Below are 18784 nucleotides of genomic sequence, written 5' to 3' on the forward strand. Positions count from 1 at the left end.
CGCGGAATGGCGATCAAAACCGATATTCGGGGCATGATCTGGCGCTACCCCGAGTCCTTCGTGGTGGGCCGCGAGAAGATCCGCGAGTTCGCCCGGTCGATCAAGGCCGAGGACCCCGCCTACTACGACGAGGCCGAGGCCGCGAAACTGGGCCACGACGCGCTGCTGGCGCCGCCGACGTTCGTCGCGATTCTGGCCAAGCTGGTGCAGTCGGACTTCTTCCGCCACGTCGACACCGGCTACACCACCATGCAGATGGTCCAGGTGGACCAGGGCTTCACCTACCGCAAGCCGATCAAGGCCGGCGACCGGCTGTACGCCCGGATGGAGATCGCCTCGGTCAACGAGCGGTTCGGTGCCGACATCGTCACGACCCGCAACATTTTGACCAATCAGGACGGCGACGTCGTGCTGGAAGCGTTCACCACGATGATGGGTCACGACGGCGACGATTCGGTCAATCTGCGCTGGGACGCGGAGTCCGGTCAGGTCGTCCGAACAGCCTGATTAGTAACTGGCCGTCGTGGCGAGGTACACTCGGACCTCGGGGTTTTCCCAGCATTAGCGCGCTTTCCGTGAGCGAACGGGGGGCGCGCAAATTGTGTGAGCCGGAGACGGCACACAGGTGAAACACTCGAACCCGGTCGGTTGGTTCCGCCAACCGCGAAGGGGCGTAGCTCAACTGGCAGAGCAGCGGTCTCCAAAACCGCAGGTTGCAGGTTCAAGTCCTGTCGCCCCTGCTGACGTGCCATGGTGGACACTGGACATCATGCGCGGTACGGCAACGAGGTAAGCGCGAAGAACGAAGGAGCATGCGGTGACCGACGAGCTCGACCGTCCCGACGCCGCAGCCGACGGCGACAGCGATGCCGAATCCACCGGTGCCGCTGGTCGTACGGCGGTGGTGAGCCGGCAAGACGGCGACCCGCTGCGCCCCACCGGCAAGCGCTCCAGGCGGCGTGGTGCAGGCGGCGACGGCGATGACGTGGAGACCACGGCCATCGAACTGGACGCCGAAGACGGCGCCAAGGCCAAGAAGAAGGCCAAGAAGGCGTCCGAGGGGCCGTCGCGCAACCCCTTCGTCTTCGTTCTCAACTACCTCAAGCAGGTCGTCGGCGAACTTCGCAAGGTGATCTGGCCGAACCGCAAGCAGATGGTCACCTACACCGCGGTGGTGCTGGCGTTCCTGGTCTTCATGGTGGCCTTGGTCGCCGGAGCAGACTTCGGGTTCGCCAAGCTGATCCTGCTGGTGTTCGGCGAGTGAAGTTATAGGAAGGACTGACAACCGTGACTACCTTCGACGGCGACACGCCCGCGGGCGAGCCGGTCGACGCGACGGACACCACCGACGTTTCCGCTGAGGACTCCGCGGTGGAGGCCGCCGAATCCGCCGACGCCGCTGAGGCTCCGGAGGCCGCTGAGCCGGCCGCGGCAGAACCCGAGGAGGAGCTCGACCCCGCGGTCGCACTCAAAGCGGAACTGCGCTCCAAGCCGGGCGACTGGTACGTCATCCACTCCTACGCCGGGTACGAGAACAAGGTGAAAGCCAACCTCGAGACCCGCGTGCAGAACCTCGACGTCGGCGACTACATCTTCCAGGTGGAAGTCCCCACCGAAGAGGTCACCGAGATCAAGAACGGCCAGCGCAAGCAGGTCAACCGCAAGGTGCTGCCGGGCTACATCCTGGTGCGGATGGACCTCACCGACGACTCCTGGTCGGCGGTGCGCAACACCCCCGGCGTGACCGGGTTCGTCGGCGCCACCTCGCGGCCCACCTCGCTGCCGCTGGACGACGTGGTCAAGTTCCTGCTGCCGCAGGGCGCGGCCAAGAAGCAGGCCAAGGGCGCTGCGGCCACCGCGGCGGCCGCCCACGACGGCGGGCTGGAGCGGCCGGTCATCGAGGTCGACTACGAGGTCGGCGAGTCGGTCACCGTCATGGACGGTCCGTTCGCCACGCTGCCCGCCTCGATCAGCGAGGTCAACGCCGAGCAGCAGAAGCTCAAGGTGCTGGTGTCGATCTTCGGTCGCGAGACACCGGTGGAACTGGCCTTTACCCAGGTCTCCAAGATTTAGTACGTAGGAAAGGAAACACCCTCTCATGGCCCCGAAGAAGAAGGTCGCCGGTCTGATCAAGCTTCAGATCGAAGCCGGCCAGGCCAACCCCGCGCCGCCCGTCGGCCCCGCGCTCGGTCAGCACGGCGTCAACATCATGGAGTTCTGCAAGGCGTACAACGCCGCGACGGAGAGCCAGCGCGGCAACGTCGTCCCCGTGGAGATCACCGTCTACGAGGACCGCAGCTTCACCTTCGCGCTCAAGACCCCGCCCGCGGCGCGGCTGCTGCTCAAGGCCGCCGGTATCGCCAAGGGTTCGGCCGAGCCGCACAAGACCAAGGTCGCCAAGGTGAGCTGGGACCAGGTGCGCGAGATCGCCGAGACCAAGAAGGCCGACCTCAACGCCAACGACATCGAGGCCGGCGCCAAGATCATCGCCGGTACCGCCCGCTCCATGGGCATCACCGTCGAGTAAGACCCCCGTTGATCCTGCACTGACGGCGCAAAAGTGCGAGTAAGCACCGCCGTGAGCGCAGACTCAACGCGAGGAACCCGTGGGAGGGCTGGCTTCGGCCCGTAAACCACAACCAACCATCAGAGATTGGATACACAATGAGCAAGAACAGCAAGGCCTACCGCGCCGCCGCCGAGAAGGTGGACCGCGACAACCTCTACAGCCCGATGCAGGCCGCCAAGCTGGCCAAGGAGACCTCCTCGACCAAGCAGGACGCAACCGTCGAGGTCGCCATCCGGCTCGGTGTGGACCCGCGTAAGGCCGACCAGATGGTCCGCGGCACCGTCAACCTGCCGCACGGCACCGGTAAGACCGCCCGCGTCGCGGTGTTCGCCGTCGGTGAGAAGGCCGAAGCCGCCATCGCCGCCGGCGCCGACGTGGTCGGCAGCGACGACCTGATCGAGAAGATCCAGGGCGGGTTCCTCGACTTCGACGCCGCGATCGCCACCCCGGACCAGATGGCCAAGGTGGGTCGTATCGCCCGCGTGCTGGGCCCGCGTGGCCTGATGCCCAACCCGAAGACCGGCACCGTCACCCCCGACGTGGCCAAGGCCGTCGCCGACATCAAGGGCGGCAAGATCAACTTCCGCGTCGACAAGCAGGCCAACCTGCACTTCGTCATCGGCAAGGCGTCCTTCGAAGAGACCAAGCTGGCGGAGAACTACGGCGCCGCGCTCGACGAGGTGCTGCGGCTCAAGCCGTCCTCGTCGAAGGGCCGCTACCTGAAGAAGATCACCGTGTCGACCACCACCGGCCCCGGCATCCCGGTGGACCCGACGGTCACCCGTAACTTCACAGCTGAATAAGACACCGCAAAAAGCCCCCGTCACGCTGAGCGTGACGGGGGCTTTCTGCTAGCTGTCCGGTGCCTCGACTGTGCGGTCTCATACGCCGACCGGCGGCGTGTTGCGGACGAAACCGCACAGTCGCGGGGAGGGGGAGGCTCAGCCGCCCTGCTTGACGTAGCTCACCAGGCTGACGTCCAGCACCTCGTCGGTGAAGTAGTACTCGCAGCCGCGCAGGTACTTCATGTAGCGCTCGTAGACCTCTTCGGACTGGATCGCCACCGCGTCGGCGTGGTGGGCCTCCAGCGCGTCACCCCAGATCCGGAGCGTCTTGATGTAGTGCGGCCGCAGCGAAAGCGCTTCGGGCACAGTGAATCCGGCCTTCTCGCCGTGGTCCACCATCATCTGGGTGGAAGGCAGCCGACCGCCCGGGAAGATCTCGGTGAGGATGAACTTGATGAAGCGTGCGGTCTCGAAGGTCAGCTTCTTGCCGCGGGCGTTGAGCTCGTAGGGGTGGTAGCTCACGCTGCTCTGGATGGCCATCCGGCCGTCGGCCGGCATGATGTCGTAGGAGTTCTTGAAGAAGGCGTCGTAGTTCTCGAAACCGAAGTGCTCGAACGCCTCGATCGAGACGATCCGGTCCACCGGCTCGTGGAACTGCTCCCAGCCCTGCAGCAGCACCCGCCGCGACCGGTCGGTGTCGATGGCGTCCAGCAGGTTCTGCGAGTAGGCGTGCTGGTTCTTCGACAGGGTCAGGCCGATGACGTTGACGTCGTACTTCTCCACGGCCCGCTTCATGGTCGCGCCCCAGCCGCAGCCGATGTCCAGCAGCGTCATGCCGGGGCGCAGGTCCAGCTTGTCCAGGTTCAGATCGATCTTGGCGATCTGAGCCTCTTCCAAAGACACGCCCGCCGGCTCGAAGTACGCGCAGCTGTACATACGAGTGGGGTCTTGGAACAGCGCGAAGAAATCATCCGACAGGTCGTAGTGGGCCTGGATGTTCTCAAACTTCGGACGCATGTCTTCGGTCCGTGTCGCTTTGTCCACCATGTGTGACTGATTGCCTTCCTGATGAAACCCGCTGCGTGACCGGACGTTATTCGGGGGTTTAGACACGCCGGTCAACTGTTGCAGCTTAGCGGTTCGGAGATGAATCGGTTGACGGGAAATGTAGCCCAGCCGGAACCCACGGCAGGCCGATCCCGGTTACTTCTGCAAGGTGTACTGGTGGACGCTGGTGTTTCCGTTCACGAACAGCTCAACGCAGCCGTTCAGGTACTTGTCGAAGCGGTCGTAGGCCTCCTGCCCCTGCACCTCGATCGCCCGGTCCTTGTTGGCCGCCAGCATCGCGGCCCAGTCCTGCAGGGTGCGCGCGTAGTGCGGCCCGATCTCGTCGTCGCGGGTCACGGTGAAACCGGCCTGGGCGGCGTACTGGCGGGGCAGCCACGCCGACGGCAACTGCCCGCCGGGGAAGATCTCCCGCATGATGAACAGGGTGAACTTGGCCAGGCTCATCGTCATCGGAATGCCCTTGGCCTGCGCCTCGTCCTGTCCGCTGACCGCGGTGATGGTGTGCAGCAGCATCCGGCCGTCGTCGGGCAGCGCGTTGTAGGTGATCTCGAAGAAGTCGGCCCAACGGTCCCGGCCGAAGTGCTCGAACGCGCCGATCGACACGATCCGGTCGACCTTGTCGGTGAACTCCTCCCAGCCCTGCAGCCGCACCTCGATGCTGCGGTTGGTCTCCACCTTCGCGAGCTTGTCGATGGCGTACTGACGCTGCTCACCACTGAGGGTCAGGCCGATGACGTTGACGTCGTACTTCTCCACCGCGCGCTGCATGCAGGCCCCCCAGCCGCAGCCGACGTCGAGCAGGGTCATGCCGGGCTCCAAGCCCAGTTTGCCGAGCGCCAGGTCGAACTTGGCGATCTGAGCCTCGTCGCAGGTGGTGTCCTTGCTGGGGTAGAACCCGCAGGTGTAGCCCATCGTCGGACCAAGAAACAGCTCGTAGAACTCGTTGGAGATGTCGTAGATCGACTGCAGTTCTTCGTACTTCGGTTCCAGTTTGGGCATGGCGTTGATTCACTCGCGATCTGTTCTCAATGAGGGGAGGGCGTGCTCAGACTACCGTTGCTGGATCTGATATCAGAAACACGGTGTGGCGTGGGACACCTTCGCGTCCGCGGCGGGCTACCGGGCGACGGCAAATGTTGTGGTCAGCTCGCTGATCAGCGGATCCCAAAGTTCTTCGGGCAGGTCATGGCCCATGCCCTCGAACAACACCAGCCGGGCCCGATCGATGGCGTCGGCGACGGCCCGACCACCGGAGGGGCGCATCAATTTGTCGGCCAGGCCGTGGATGACCACGGTCGGGGCGGTGATCAGCCGGTCATAGGCGGCCAGGCTGCCGCTGGCCAGGATCGCGCCGAACTGCCGGGCGACGCCCCACGGGTAGTAGCTGCGCTCGTAGGCCTCGGTGATGTTGGCCCGCAGCCGGTCCTCCGGCGTGGGGTATCGGGGGCTGCCGATGATCCTGCTGGCCCGCATCGAGTTGTTGATGATCACCTCGGGCGGGGAGTCCGGCGACGGCCCGGTCAGCAGCGCCAGCAGTGCGCGCGGCGACGGCGGGGGCAGGAAACGCCGGTTGTTGCTGGAGAAGATCACCGCCAGCGAACGTGTCCGCGGTGCGAACCGTGCCGCGAACACCTGCGCGATCATGCCGCCCATCGAGGCACCCACCACGTGCGTCTGCTCGATATCCAGGTGGTCCAGCAGGGCGGCGGCGTCGTCGGCCATGTCTTCCAGGGTGTAGACGCCCGGGCTGGGCTTGCCCAGCCAGAATCGTGCCATCCGGGGAATCAGTGCACCGCCGGCCTGGGCGCGGCCCAGCTTGCTGGACAGGCCGACGTCGCGGTTGTCGTAGCGGATCACCCGCAGGCCCTGCTCCACCAGCTTCTCGCAGAAGCCGGTGCGCCACAGCAGCAGCTGCGCGCCCAGGCCCATCACCAGCAGCACCGGAGGATCTGCGGGGTCACCCATGTCCTCGTAGTAGATGTCGAGGTCTCCCGAGCGGGCGACACCGCTGCGCACGTCCACGGCTAGGCCTCCGGCTCGTCGTTGTGATCGTTGTGCTCTTTGTGCTCACGGCTGACGTCGACCATGAAGTTGGCGAAGTAGCCGGTGAGCGCGGGATCGGACATCATCTGCCACTTCGGCGCCAGCAGCTTCATGTAGCGCTCCACGTACAGGAACTGCTTGCCGATCAGCACCAGCTCACGGGGGAGCTTGACGTCGTAGGCATCGGCCAGCGCCCCGAGCTGCTTGCCGATCTCGGCATAGGACATGTCGCCCAGCGACTTCATGGTCAGCGGGGTGGCGAACGCCTCCAAGTCCTTGGCGGCCTGCCCTTCCGGCTTGACCGTGCCCACCGCGCCCATCAACACCACGATCTTGCCGGCGGCGGCGTGGTCCTTCTTGACCAGCAGGGCGTAGACCAGCTCGCGCAGCAGCCAGCGGGTCCGCGGGTCGATCCGGCCCATGATCCCGAAGTCCAGGAACACCACCCGGCCCTGCTCGTCGACGAGCAGGTTGCCGGCGTGCAGGTCGCCGTGGAACAGGCCGTGCCGCAGCCCGCCCTCGAAGGTGGCGAACAACAGCGCCTTGACCAGTTCGGTGCCGTCGAATCCGGCCTTGCGGATGGCCGGCGCGTCGTCGATGCGCACCCCGGAGACCCGCTCCATGGTCAGCACCCGCTCGCTGGTGTAGTCCCAGTGCACGTCGGCGACCTTGATGTTGCGTCCCAGCGGGGAGGCGTGCAGGTGCGACACCCAGGTCTGCATCGACTGCGCCTCGATGCGGAAGTCCAACTCCTCGGCCAGGTTGTCGGCGAAGTCGGCGACCACGTCGCTCGCCGACAGCCGGCGGCCCAGCTTGGCCAGTTCGATCAACTGCGCGAACCGTTTGAGGATCTGCAGGTCGGCGGCGACCCGGCGGCGGATCCCCGGCCGCTGGATCTTGACGACGACCTCCTCGCCGCTGTGCAGCGTCGCGAAGTGCACCTGGGCGATCGAGGCCGACGCGATCGGGGTCTCGTCGAATTCGGCGAACAGCTCCTGCGGTTCGGCGCCGAGCTCCTCGATGAACAGTTGGTGCACCTCGTCGGCGTCGGCGGGGGGCACCGCGTCCAGCAGTCCGCGGAACTCCCGGGACAGCGGTTCGCCGAACGCGCCGGGACTCGAGGCGATGATCTGGCCGAACTTGACGTAGGTGGGGCCCAGGTCGGCGAAGGTCTGCGGCAGTTCGCGGATCACCTTCTGCTGGATCTGGCCGGGCCCGAGCAGTCGGGTGAAGACCCGGGTGACGGCGCGGGTGAGCTGCCAACCGGTGGCGCCGATGCGTGCGGCTTCGACCGGCAACGGCACCCGGTCGAGCCGGGCCACCTGGCGGGGTGGGGTCGAACTCATGGCTGCAGTCTGCCAAATCGGTGCCAGAAGTTCGTCGCGAGTGTGCGCGGTTGTACGCCGGGGGCGGCGTGTCTCTGAGCAAACACGCCCGCTCGCCAGGGGAGGTTTGGGAGGTTGGTGACATGAACGGTGGCGCCATGCGAATCCTCGAGGCCGAATCGACCGAGAAGTTCGTCGGGCCCGCCGATGCGCCCGTGCAACTGGCCCGGGTGACCTACCGGGACGCGGCCGAACCGACCCCGATCCGCATCGACGGCGACGGGCTGGCCGGGGAGGTGCTCGCCGCACCGGGCAGCGGCACCGTCGAGGTCCCGGTGACCGTCGCCGACCCGGTCCCCGGTGCGCAGCGGGCCGCGCGGGTCAACGGCACCGACTTCACCTTCACCGTGGCCGAACCCGGCTGGACGATGTTCATGATCGGCCACTTCCATTACGACCCGGTCTGGTGGAACACCCAGGCCAACTACACCAGCGTGTGGACCGAGAACCCGCTCGGCGCGTGCCGGCAGACCAACGGCTTCAACCTGGTGCGCGACCACCTGGACTGGGCCCGCGAGCACCCCGAGTACAAATTCGTCCTCGCCGAGGTCGACTACCTCAAGCCGTACTGGGACACCCATCCGGCCGATCGCGCCGAACTGCGCGCGCTGATGGCCCAGGGCCGGGTCGAGGTGATGGGCGGCAGCTACAACGAACCGCAGACCAACCTCACCGACGCCGAGACCACCATCCGCAACCTGGTGGCCGGGATCGGATTCCAGCGCGACATCATGGGCGCCGATCCGGCGACGGCCTGGCAGCTCGACGTCTTCGGTCACGACCCGCAGTTCCCCGGGCTGGCCGCCGACGCCGGACTGTCCGCCAGCGCCTGGGCGCGGGGACCGTTCCACCAGTGGGGGCCGATGGCCGACGGCGGCGACCCCACGCGCATGCAGTTCGCCTCGGAGTTCGAATGGATCGCGCCGTCGGGCCGGGGCCTGCTGACCCACTACATGCCGGCGCACTACGCGGCGGGCTGGTGGATGGACGCCCGAGAAACGCTGGCCGACGCAGAAGACGACGTCTACCGGCTGTTCACCGACCTGAAGAAGGTCGCCGCCACCCGCAACGTGCTGCTGCCGGTGGGCACCGACTTCACCCCGCCGAACCGGTGGATCGTCGCGATCCACCGGGACTGGAACGCCCGCTACACCTGGCCGCGGTTCGTCTGCGCGGTGCCGAGTGAGTTCTTCGCCGCGGTGCGTGCCGAACTGGACCGGCGCGGCGCGACACCGTCGCCGCAGACCCGCGACATGAACCCGATCTACACCGGCTGCCACGTCTCCTACGTCGACACCAAGCAGGCCAACCGGGCGGCCGAACAGGCGGTCCTGGGCGCCGAGCGGTTCGCGCTGTTCGCCGCCGCGCTCACCGGGGCGGCCTACCCGCAGGCCGCACTGGCCAAGGCGTGGACGCAACTGTCCTACGGCGCCCACCACGACGCCATCACCGGATCGGAGGCCGATCAGGTCTACCTGGATCTGCTGACCGGCTGGCGCGACGCCTGGCAGTTGGGCGCCGATGCCCGCGACACCGCGCTGACGGTGCTGTCGGGACTGGTGGGAGGCGACGCCGACGGGTCGCGCGCGGTGGTGTGGAACCCGGTGGCCCACGACCGCGCCGACGTCGTCACGATGCGGCTGCGCACGCCGCTGCCGGGCGGGGTGCGGGTGGTGGCCGACGACGGCACCGCACTGCCCGCCCACGTCGAGCACGGCGGCCACACGGTCAGCTGGCCGGCCCGGGTACCCGCCCTGGGCTGGGCGAGCTACCGGCTGATCCCCACCGACGAGGCGTCGGGCTGGCAACCGATACCGGGCACCGTGATCGGCAACGAACACCATCGGTTGACCGCCGACCCGGCCCGCGGCGGCGGCATCACCTCGTGGCGGCACGACGGGCGGGAGATGATCGTCGACGGCGGCCTGGGCAACCAGCTGGCCGTCTACGACGAATACCCCAAACACCCGCAGTCCGGCGAAGGGCCGTGGCATCTGGTGCCCAGCGGCAACCTGTTCACCTCCGAGGTCGCCACCGGCGTGACCGTGCAGGCCTACCGGGGTCCGCTGGGTGAGCGACTGGTGGTCTCCGGGCGGATCCGCGGCGTACTGGCCTACACCCAGACGCTGACGCTGTGGCACGGCGTGGACCGGGTGGACTGCTCCACCGTCATCGACGAGTTCACCGGAGCCGACCACCTGCTGCGGCTGCGCTGGCCGTGCCCGATACCCGGCGCCATGCCGGTGGCCGAGGTCGCCGACGCCGTGATCGGCCGCGGCTTCGCGTTGCTGCACGAGCCCAGCGGCCGATCGGTGGACACCGCGCAGCATCCGTGGACCCTCGACACCCCCGCGCACCGCTGGTTCGGCCTGTCCGCGACCGCGAGGATCGACGTCGGCGACGGTGTCCGGGCGATGTCGGTGGCCGAGGTGGTCGCCCCCGGCGGGCCGGCCGCGCCGCGCGAGTTGATGGTCGCGTTGGTGCGTGCCGGCGTGACCGCCACCTGCACGCACGACGACGGGCCCCGCTATGGCGACCTCACCGTCGACTCCAACCTGCCCGACACCCGCATCACCCTGGGCGGCCCCGAACGCAACGCCTTCACCCGCGCGGTGCTGGCGGCCGCGGATCCCGCCTATGCCGCCGAGCTGCAACGGCGGATCGACCGGGACGGCCACGCCCGACTGTGGGTGCCCGCGGAGCAACCGCTGACCCGGGTCTGGGTTCCCGGCGCGGACCTGACCGGGCCGCGCGCCCTGCCGGTGCTGGTGATCGCCGCCCGCGACGACGACGGACTGGCCGCCGCGATCGCCCGGCTCGTCGACGATTTGGCCGACGCGCAGATCACCGTGGACCAAGAGGCCCCCGCGGGCATGCAGCCGTTCGAAGCCCGCACCGTCGCGGTGCTCAACCGCGGCGTCCCCAGCTTCGCGGTGGATTCCGCGGGCACACTGCACACCGCGCTGCTGCGGTCCTGCACCAGCTGGCCTTCGGCGGCCTGGGAAGACCAGCCGCGCCGCACCGCGCCCGACGGCAGCGCCTTCCAGCTGATGCACTGGACGCACACCTTCGACTACGCGCTGGTGGCCGGCGACGGCGACTGGCGCGCGACGGGCGTGCCGGCCCGCAGCGCCGAATTCGCCGACCCGCTGCGGGCCGTCCCGGTCACCGGCGGCGCCGGGCCGTTGCCGCCGCGCGGTTCGCTGCTGCGGGTCGACAGCGCCGGCGGGGTCGGGCTGGGGGCACTCAAGCCGACCGGTAACCCGTTGCTGAGCGGCAGTGCCGCCCCCGTCGATCCCACCACCGCGACGCTGCGGCTGGTGGAGACCGACGGCGCCGACACCGCCGTCACCCTGCGCAGCGACCTGGGCCGGGTGCGCGTGACGGGCCGCGCCGACCTGCTCGAGCAGCCGGTGGCGCATCCGCAGCCGGGCCGGCTGCACGGCTACGAGGTCGCCACCGTCACCGCGCGGCTGGACATCGAGCCGGTGGTGCCCGGCGGCCCGGTAGCCGGGCTGGCCCCGGAAGCCGAGGCCGCCCAGCCGCTGTACGCCCGCTACTGGCTGCACAACCGCGGGCCCGCGCCGCTGGGCGGAATGCCGGTGACCCCGACACTGCAGCCGCATCGGGTCGACGCCACACCGGGCGAGTCGCTGAGCCTGCAGCTCGGGGTGGCCGGCTCGGCTGTCGACGCCGAACTGTGCGGCGAGGTGACGTGGCACTGCCCGCCCGGCTGGGCGGTGACGCCGGGGCGGCAGCCGGTGCGCCTGGCGGCCGGCGATCACTGGAGTGTTCCGGTGGCGGTGACGGTGCCCGCCGGCACCGCGCCGGGACTGTATCCGCTGCGCGCCCGGCTCGACCTCACCGGCGACCTGCCGCCGTCCTGGCGCCAACCGGTCGAAGACGTCGCCGTGGTGCGCGTCGGCGACCCCGGTGACGACCGGCTGCTCTACCTCGACGACCCGTCGGCGGTCGAGGTGACCGCGGGCCGCTCGGCGCGGCTGACGGTCACCGTCGGCACCGACGCGCACGCCGACCTGGCGGTCGAGGCGCACCTGGTCAGCCCGTGGGGCACCTGGGAGTGGGCCGGGCCGCCGGCGGTGGGCGCGGTGGTGCCGGCCCGCGGCCGGGTCCCGGTGAGCTTCGAGATCGCCCCGCCGGTGTGGGCGCGGCCCGGCACCTGGTGGGCGTTGGTGCGGGTCGGTGGGGCCGGCGCGCTGGCCTATTCGACGGCGGTGCGCATGGCGGTGCGCGCGCCCGGCACGGAGGGGCTCGACTGATGGCGGTCGTTCTCGCACTCGATGTCGGTGGCACCAAGATCGCCGCCGGTCTGGTCGACGCCGACGGCGCGCTGCGCCACGCCACCGCCAGGCCCACCCGGGGTGATCAAGACGCCGAGGTGGTGTGGGCGGTGGTGGCCGGGTTGATCGACGAGGTGCTGGCGCGCGCCGACGGCCCGGTGGACGCCGTCGGGATCGGCTCGGCGGGGCCCGTCGACGTCGACGCCGGCACGGTCAGCCCGATCAACATCCCCGGCTGGCGCGGTTTCGCGCTGCGCGAGCGGGTGGCCGCCGCGGTGCCGGGGGTACCGGTCCGCCTCGGCGGCGACGGCGTCTGCATGGCACTCGGGGAACACCGGTACGGAGCCGGGCGCGGCACGCGCGCCATGCTGGGCATGGTGGTCTCGACCGGGGTCGGCGGGGGACTGGTGTTCGACGGGGAGCCGTTGCACGGCCGCACCGGCAACGCCGGCCACGTCGGGCACGTCGTCGTCGATCCCGACGGCCAGCGGTGCAAATGCGGTGGCCGCGGTTGTGTGGAGACCATCGCCTCCGGCCCGGCGATGGTGCGCTGGGCGCTGGCCAACGGCTGGGCGCCCGCCGGGGCGAACGCCGACGCCAAGCTGCTCGCCGAGGCCGCCGAAGCCGGCGACCCGGTGGCGCTGCAGGCCTTTCGCCGGGGCACCGACGCACTGGCGGTGATGATCGCCTCGGTGGCCGCGGTCTGCGACCTGGAACGGGTGGTGATCGGCGGGGGAGTTGCGAAGTCCGGAGAGCTGCTGTTCGCCCCGCTGCGGTCCGCGCTGGCCGAACGTGCCCGGATCGACTTCCTAACCGGGCTGCGGGTGGAGCCCGCCGCGTTGGGTGGCGAGGCCGGCCTGGTGGGTGCCGCGGTGCTGGCCACCCTGGGCTGAGGCCGGTTAGTAGGTCGGTGTCGTCGGGCGACCGGGGATGTCGATGTTCACTGCGCGGCCCCGAAGGTCCGGCCGGGTATCCAGCGCAGCGGGACGTCGAGGGCGTCGTACAGGCCGGGATCGGCATCGACGAGCCAATCGAGGGCGCCGACGATGCGTCCCACGGCGGTGGCGTTGCCGCCCTCGGAGCGGTTGCCGTTCTCGGTGGCCTCGACGGTCACCTGCAACCGGGGGCTGCCTTCGATGATGACGCGGTGGGCGCCGTCGTCGCCGGCCGGCGGTTGCGGCCAGTCGGGCGCGCAGGACGGGTGAATGCGGGTGACGTGTTCGATGACGATGCGCGGCTCACCGTCGACGATGCCCTGGACCTCGAATCGGACGGCGCCTTGGGTTCCCGCCTCGAAATCGCCCATCGCGGCGGTCGTGACGGTGGTGTCGAGGGCGCGGCGTTCGACGTGCTCGCGTACGTCGTCCAGTTCGACGCCCAGCGCGCGGGCGATCAGCCGGACCTGGCCTCCCCACACCATCGCGGGGACGGTCGCCATCAGCATCGGCGGCTGGTAATCCAGCGGATGTCCCATGCCGACCAGGTGGCGGACGGAGTCCGGCTGGTCGTAGGTCGTGTAATCGAAGATCTCTTGGCAGCGGATCCCGTCGACGCGGGCGACCAGTCCGCTGACGAGCAGCGGCAGGATGTCGTTGCCCCAGCCGGGGTCGATGCCGGAGACGAACAACGACCCGCCGCCGTCGGCGATGGCCTGCTCGACCGGGGTGCGTATTTCGGGTGGGGCGCTGCGGTAGTCGTAGAGGGCGTAGAGCGACGGTGTGACGACGGCGGCGCCGGCGCGGATCGCGCGGCAGACGTCGGCCAGCGCGTCGTCGGGACGGATGTCGCCGGAGGCGGCATAGACGACAGCGCGGGGTCCCGCGGCGAGGGCGGCTTCGGCGTCGTCGGTCGCCGTCACTCCGACTGTGCGCCCGAGTCCGCCGAGGTCGCCGGCATCGCGGCCCACCTTGGCCGGGTCGTGGACGACGACGTGGGCGAGTTCGAGTGCGGGATGGGCGGCGACGGCGCGGATGGCCAGCCGTCCGACGTTCCCGGTACCCCAGACCAGGGTCGGAATAGTGGCGTTCATCACAGCAGCCTAGCAAGCGATTGGTTGGCTCACGGGAGCTGAAGGGACCCGCCCGGGGTGTGCGGTCAACGGGACAGGTGGATGCGGCCCCAGTCGCACAGTGCCTGCAGCACCGGCCCGAGCGTCGCGCCGTAGGCCGAGATCGAATAGTGCACGCACGGCGGCACGGTGCCGGCATCGTGCCGGTCGATGATCCCGTCGTCGACCAACTCGCGCAGATGGCGGATCAGCATCCGCTCACTGATCCCCGGGATGCTGCGCCGCAGCTCCGCCGTGCGCATCGGCCCATCGCTCAGCCGCCACAGGATCGTTCCCTTCCAGCGTCCGTCGACCACCGAGAGCGCGGCATCTATCGGGCAGGCACTCGCCACATTTTTTGCCACCGTCATCGCAGCTCCCAGCCCCGCAGGTACGCTGACAAAGTTGTCAGTACCTTGTTTTTTGTCAGCATAGCGCGGAGGGTGGCGCCATGGTGACGAATCTCGCGGCGATGGCCATGGCAGTCCTGGGCCCGATGGTGGGGGTGGAGTTCGCGGTAGCCGCGGTGCTGCACCCGATCACGGGTCGCCTTCCCGACGACGGCTTTCGGTCCGTGCGAAGCGAAAGTGCGCGACTGCTGGGCAAGGTGATGCCGTTCTGGTACATCGCGTCTTTCGTGCTGCTGGTGGCCGCGGGCGTGACGACGCGCAGTCGGCTCATCGGGGCTGCCGCGGCATTGCTGGTGGTGGTGATCGTGACTACCGTCGCGGTGCTGGTGCCGATCAACAACCGCATCGCGGCATGGTCGGCTCCCGGCGACGTCTCCCGGGACCTCGCGGCACGCTGGGATCGCCTGCACGCATTGCGGGCCGCGGTGCTGGTGGTGATCTGGGTGCTGCTGGCCATGGGGTGAATTGGGGCGGGTGCGCGTTTTGGCTGATCGGCCCTCGCCGGGCTATGGTGTGTGACGATCCACCGAAGACCGTCGGTTGCCGAGTAATCGGCTGAAGGTCCGGGAAACATCCCGGCGGCCCACGCAGGAGGACGAGGCGCCGGCCCAGCCGGCATATCCGCCCCGACCGCATCCTGCGTCGGGGCGTTCGTTTTTCCCGGGTGGCTCGCTTGAGACAAGTACTAGCCACACCGAGGAGGTATGCATGGCGCGGGCTGACAAGACCGCCGCCGTCGCGGAGATCGTCGAGCAGTTCAACGGCTCGACCGCCACCGTGATCACCGAGTACCGCGGTCTGACGGTTGCGAACCTGGCGGAGCTTCGGCGCTCGCTCGGCGACTCGGCAACCTACGCGGTGGCGAAGAACACCCTGGTCAAACTGGCGGCTGCGGAAGCCGGCATGGAGGGGCTCGACGAGCTCTTCGCCGGCCCGACCGCGATCGCGTTCATCAAGGGTGAACCGGTCGACGCGGCCAAGGCCATCAAGAAGTTCGCCAAGGACAACAAGGCGCTGATCGTCAAGGGCGGCTACATGGACGGCCGCGCGCTGTCCGTCGCCGAAGTCGAGCGCATCGCCGACCTGGAGTCGCGCGAGGTGCTGCTGGCCAAGCTGGCCGGTGCCATGAAGGGCAACCTGTCCAAGGCCGCCGGTCTGTTCGCCGCTCCGGCGTCGCAGATGGCTCGCCTGGCGGCTGCCCTGCAGGAGAAGAAGCCCGCCGAGGCCGCACCGGCCCCCGCGGCCGAAGCTCCCGCCGAGGCCGCGGCCGAGGCTCCCGCCGAGACCGAAGCTGCCGAAGCTCCGGCCGACGCCGCCGAATAATCCGGCACAACCCCAAACCCAACTTCCCTAACCGGAATCAGAAAGGACCGAAATCATGGCCAAAATTTCCACCGAAGAGCTGCTCGACGTCTTCAAAGAGATGACCCTGCTGGAGCTCTCGGAGTTCGTGAAGCAGTTCGAAGAGACCTTCGACGTCACCGCTGCGGCTCCGGTCGCCGTCGCCGCCGCCGGTGGTGCCGCCCCCGCCGCCGCTGAGGCCGGCGAGGAGCAGTCCGAGTTCGACGTCATTCTGGAGTCGGCCGGCGAGAAGAAGATCGGCGTGATCAAGGTGGTCCGCGAGATCGTCTCCGGCCTGGGCCTCAAGGAAGCCAAGGACCTGGTCGACAGCGCCCCCAAGCCGCTGCTGGAGAAGGTCGCCAAGGAGGCCGCCGAGGACGCCAAGGCCAAGCTCGAGGCTGCCGGCGCCACGGTCACCGTCAAGTAATTCGTTTTACGGTCGAAACCCCCGGAACCGCGAGGTTCCGGGGGTTTCTGCTATTCGGGGGCGGGTAGGGCCCGGGCGCCCGCCGCGGCCAGCGACTGCGCGGCCCGCTCCGGGGTGTCGCCGAGTGCGGCCAACAGGCTCAGGGTCATCGGGCTCAGCACGTGTGCCGCCGCGGTGAGGCTGTCGGTGTCGTCGCCGAAGAACCCGGCCAGCTCCAACATCATGAAGCCGTGCATGACCGTCCAGAACTGCGCCGCGGCGGCCACCACGCCGGCGTCGTCGGTCACCGTGAGTCGGCCGGCCGCCATCGCGCGCTGTACGCCGCGCACCACGTGGGCGAAGCTGGGCACCTCGAGGTCGATCTGGGCGGTACCGAGGGTGAGCATGTTGTGGGCCGGGGCGTTGATGCCGTGCGCGCTGGTGCTGCCGAACATCAATCGGTACAGGTGCGGTCGGCTGATCGCGAAATCGCGGTAGGCGATCCCGGTGGCCAGCAGATCCGCCACCGGGTCCTCGGTGGGCGTCAGCGTCAGCGCCACCTCGAACTGCCGCAGGCCCTCGTCGGTGACCGCCGCGATCAGCTGCGGCATTCCGCCGAAATGCGTGTAGACGGCCATGGTCGAGGTGTTCGCGGCGGCGGCGATCTTGCGGGTCTGCAGGGCGTCGGGCCCGTGCTCGTCGAGCAGGTCCAGTGCCGCGGCCAGCAGATCATCGCGAACCGTCCGCGCGGGTTGCGACGTCACGGTTGCCATCGTCGCACAGTCGGCGTACTGTCCTCATAACGATGAAATAACAACGTTATGGGAGGTTCGCATGACCATCGAGACCACCCGCGCGTCGTCGCCGGGGAACCCGTACCTCGAAGACGTCCTCGCCCCCGTCGGCGCCGAGGTGACCGTCACCGAACTGCGCGTCACCGGCACGATCCCGGACTACCTCGACGGCCGCTACCTGCGCAACGGGCCCAACCCGGTCGCCGCGGTCGATCCCGCCACCTATCACTGGTTCACCGGTGACCCGATGGTGCACGGCGTGGCGCTGGGGCAGGGCCGGGCGCACTGGTACCGCAACCGGTGGGTGCGCACCCCCGCGGTCTGCGCGGCACTGGGCGAACCACGGCCGGAGCGCATCGACATCCGCGCCGGAATGCAGTCCGTCGGCCCCAACACCAACGTGCTCGGCCACGCCGGGAAGACGCTCGCCCTGGTCGAGGGCGGGGTGGCCAACTACGAACTCACCGAGGACCTCGACACGGTCGGTACCTGCGACTTCGACGGCACCCTGGCCGGCGGCTACACCGCGCACCCGCACCGCGACCCCGCCACCGGCGAGCTGCACGCGGTGTCCTACTCCTTCGCCCGCGGCAACACCGTGCAGTACTCGGTGATCGACACCGCCGGGCGGGCCCGGCGCACCGTCGACATCGAGGTCACCGGCTCGCCGATGATGCACGACTTCTCGCTGACGGAGAAGTACGTGGTGGTCTACGACCTGCCGGTCACCTTCGATTCGGCACAGGTCCTGCCGGCGAGCATGCCGCGCTGGCTCAAGGCCCCGGCCGGACGGGTGCTGAGCAGGCTGGTGGGACGGGTGCGGGTGCCCGACCCGGTCGTCGCGATGGTCAACCGCGACGATCGGCCCGCCGCTGGGCTGCCCTACGCCTGGAACCCCGGCTACCCGGCCCGGATCGGGGTGCTGCCGCGGGAAGGGGAGCCGAAGGTCCGGTGGTTCGACGTGGAGCCCTGCTACGTCTTCCATCCGCTCAACGCCTACTCCGAGGTCTCGCCCACCGGTCAGGAACTGCTGATACTCGACGTGGTGCGTTACGACAAGGTGTTCGACGCCGACCGCCGCGGTCCCGGCGACGCCCCGCCGGCACTGCACCGCTGGACGATCAACCTCGACACCGGCGCGGTCAGCACCGAGGGCCGCGACGACCGGCCGCAGGAGTTCCCCCGGATCAACGAATCGCTGCTGGGGGCCAAACACCGCTTCGGCTACGCCGTCGGCATCAACGGCGGCTTCGTCGGCGGGGACCGGACGCCGATGTCGACCGCGCTCTACAAACACGACTACCGGACCGGTACCAGCATCACCGCACCGCTGGATCCCCGATTGGTGCTGGGGGAGATGTCGTTCGTGCCCAGGCCGGGGGGCCCGACCGAGGACCCGGCCGAGGACGACGGCATCCTGATCGGGATGGGTTACCACCGCGGCGACGACGAGGGCCAATTGGTCATCCTGGACGCCGCCACCTGTGAGGCGGTGGCCACCGTGCACCTGCCGCAACGGGTTCCGATGGGCTTCCACGGCAATTGGACACCTGTCGACTGAGGCGGACCGACGATACACATCGCACCTGTGCGCTACAGTGGCCCAAGCCACAAGCCAGTCGTGGCATCACCAGA

The 18784-nt window shown here is 69.0% G+C and carries 18 protein-coding genes and 1 tRNA gene; 12 read left to right on the top strand and 7 right to left on the bottom strand.

Features of this window, described 5'->3' with window-relative positions; genetic code table 11:
* The first annotated feature begins 6 nt into the window (after nt 1-6).
* From hadC to rplA, 6 genes are all read left to right on the top strand, one after another.
* Entirely contained in the window at nt 7-507 is a 501-nt protein-coding gene (gene hadC, locus RCP38_RS03065) for a (3R)-hydroxyacyl-ACP dehydratase subunit HadC (protein WP_308475547.1), read from the top strand.
* Between the two features lie 160 nt (nt 508-667).
* Nucleotides 668-740: transfer RNA gene (locus RCP38_RS03070), tRNA-Trp, on the top strand.
* A 77-nt stretch (nt 741-817) separates the two neighbouring features.
* Nucleotides 818-1264, top strand: a complete 447-nt coding sequence (secE, locus tag RCP38_RS03075) for a preprotein translocase subunit SecE (RefSeq protein ID WP_308475550.1) — start codon at nt 818-820, stop codon at nt 1262-1264.
* Between the two features lie 107 nt (nt 1265-1371).
* Nucleotides 1372-2073 (top strand): transcription termination/antitermination protein NusG, encoded by a 702-nt coding sequence (gene nusG, locus RCP38_RS03080; RefSeq protein ID WP_373692494.1) that lies wholly within the window; start codon nt 1372-1374, stop codon nt 2071-2073.
* Between the two features lie 25 nt (nt 2074-2098).
* Nucleotides 2099-2527 carry a 50S ribosomal protein L11 gene (gene rplK, locus RCP38_RS03085; protein WP_308475554.1) on the top strand — a complete coding sequence of 143 codons (429 nt, stop codon included), beginning with the start codon at nt 2099-2101 and terminating at the stop codon, nt 2525-2527.
* A gap of 137 nt (nt 2528-2664) precedes the next feature.
* Nucleotides 2665-3372 carry a 50S ribosomal protein L1 gene (gene rplA, locus RCP38_RS03090; protein WP_308475556.1) on the top strand — a complete coding sequence of 236 codons (708 nt, stop codon included), beginning with the start codon at nt 2665-2667 and terminating at the stop codon, nt 3370-3372.
* A gap of 138 nt (nt 3373-3510) precedes the next feature.
* On the opposite strand, the gene RCP38_RS03095 is transcribed toward rplA, so the two are convergent.
* The 4 genes from RCP38_RS03095 to RCP38_RS03110 form a co-directional block, all read right to left on the bottom strand.
* Nucleotides 3511-4401, bottom strand: coding sequence for a cyclopropane mycolic acid synthase family methyltransferase (locus RCP38_RS03095; protein ID WP_308475558.1), 891 nt, complete (start codon nt 4399-4401; stop codon nt 3511-3513).
* A gap of 156 nt (nt 4402-4557) precedes the next feature.
* Nucleotides 4558-5421, bottom strand: a complete 864-nt coding sequence (locus RCP38_RS03100) for a cyclopropane mycolic acid synthase family methyltransferase (RefSeq protein WP_308475560.1) — start codon at nt 5419-5421, stop codon at nt 4558-4560.
* A gap of 117 nt (nt 5422-5538) precedes the next feature.
* On the bottom strand, nt 5539-6444 hold the full coding sequence (locus RCP38_RS03105; protein ID WP_308475562.1) for an alpha/beta fold hydrolase: 906 nt from the start codon (nt 6442-6444) through the stop codon (nt 5539-5541).
* Between the two features lie 2 nt (nt 6445-6446).
* Complete coding sequence (locus tag RCP38_RS03110) at nt 6447-7811, bottom strand: ABC1 kinase family protein (protein WP_308475563.1); 1365 nt, start codon at nt 7809-7811, stop codon at nt 6447-6449.
* Nucleotides 7812-7948: 137 nt separating this feature from the next.
* Here RCP38_RS03110 and RCP38_RS03115 point away from each other — a divergent pair, with 137 nt between their 5' ends.
* Nucleotides 7949-12130, top strand: coding sequence for a glycoside hydrolase family 38 N-terminal domain-containing protein (locus RCP38_RS03115; RefSeq protein ID WP_308477036.1), 4182 nt, complete (start codon nt 7949-7951; stop codon nt 12128-12130).
* Nucleotides 12130-13044 (top strand): ROK family protein, encoded by a 915-nt coding sequence (locus tag RCP38_RS03120; RefSeq protein ID WP_308475564.1) that lies wholly within the window; start codon nt 12130-12132, stop codon nt 13042-13044. Before RCP38_RS03115 ends, RCP38_RS03120 begins: the two co-directional genes overlap by 1 nt.
* Before the next feature lie 47 nt (nt 13045-13091).
* Here RCP38_RS03120 and RCP38_RS03125 read toward each other — a convergent pair whose 3' ends face one another.
* A complete protein-coding gene (locus RCP38_RS03125) occupies nt 13092-14180 on the bottom strand; it encodes an NAD(P)H-dependent amine dehydrogenase family protein (protein WP_308475565.1) in 1089 nt (362 codons plus the stop codon).
* 65 nt (nt 14181-14245) lie between these two features.
* On the bottom strand, nt 14246-14569 hold the full coding sequence (locus RCP38_RS03130; protein ID WP_308475566.1) for a winged helix-turn-helix transcriptional regulator: 324 nt from the start codon (nt 14567-14569) through the stop codon (nt 14246-14248).
* Nucleotides 14570-14649: 80 nt separating this feature from the next.
* On the opposite strand from RCP38_RS03130, the gene RCP38_RS03135 reads away from it, so the two are divergent.
* The 3 genes from RCP38_RS03135 (at nt 14650) to rplL (ending at nt 16376) form a co-directional block, all read left to right on the top strand.
* A complete protein-coding gene (locus RCP38_RS03135; protein ID WP_308475567.1) occupies nt 14650-15072 on the top strand; it encodes an anthrone oxygenase family protein in 423 nt (140 codons plus the stop codon).
* Between the two features lie 244 nt (nt 15073-15316).
* Nucleotides 15317-15931: a 50S ribosomal protein L10 gene (gene rplJ / locus RCP38_RS03140; RefSeq protein WP_308475568.1), complete on the top strand. Its 615-nt coding sequence runs from the start codon at nt 15317-15319 to the stop codon at nt 15929-15931.
* Between the two features lie 55 nt (nt 15932-15986).
* Entirely contained in the window at nt 15987-16376 is a 390-nt protein-coding gene (gene rplL, locus RCP38_RS03145) for a 50S ribosomal protein L7/L12 (RefSeq protein WP_308475569.1), read from the top strand.
* Nucleotides 16377-16426: 50 nt separating this feature from the next.
* Here rplL and RCP38_RS03150 read toward each other — a convergent pair whose 3' ends face one another.
* The gene (locus RCP38_RS03150; protein ID WP_308475570.1) at nt 16427-17128 is read right to left on the bottom strand and encodes a TetR/AcrR family transcriptional regulator; all 702 of its coding nucleotides are present in this window, start codon (nt 17126-17128) and stop codon (nt 16427-16429) included.
* A 61-nt stretch (nt 17129-17189) separates the two neighbouring features.
* Between RCP38_RS03150 and RCP38_RS03155 the strand changes: the two genes are divergently transcribed.
* Nucleotides 17190-18710, top strand: a complete 1521-nt coding sequence (locus tag RCP38_RS03155; RefSeq protein ID WP_373692428.1) for a carotenoid oxygenase family protein — start codon at nt 17190-17192, stop codon at nt 18708-18710.
* Nucleotides 18711-18784: the final 74 nt, after the last annotated feature.

Origin of the sequence: Mycolicibacter sp. MU0083 (genome assembly GCF_963378075.1) — a bacterium.
GTDB classification, from domain to species: Bacteria; Actinomycetota; Actinomycetes; order Mycobacteriales; family Mycobacteriaceae; genus Mycobacterium; species Mycobacterium kokjensenii.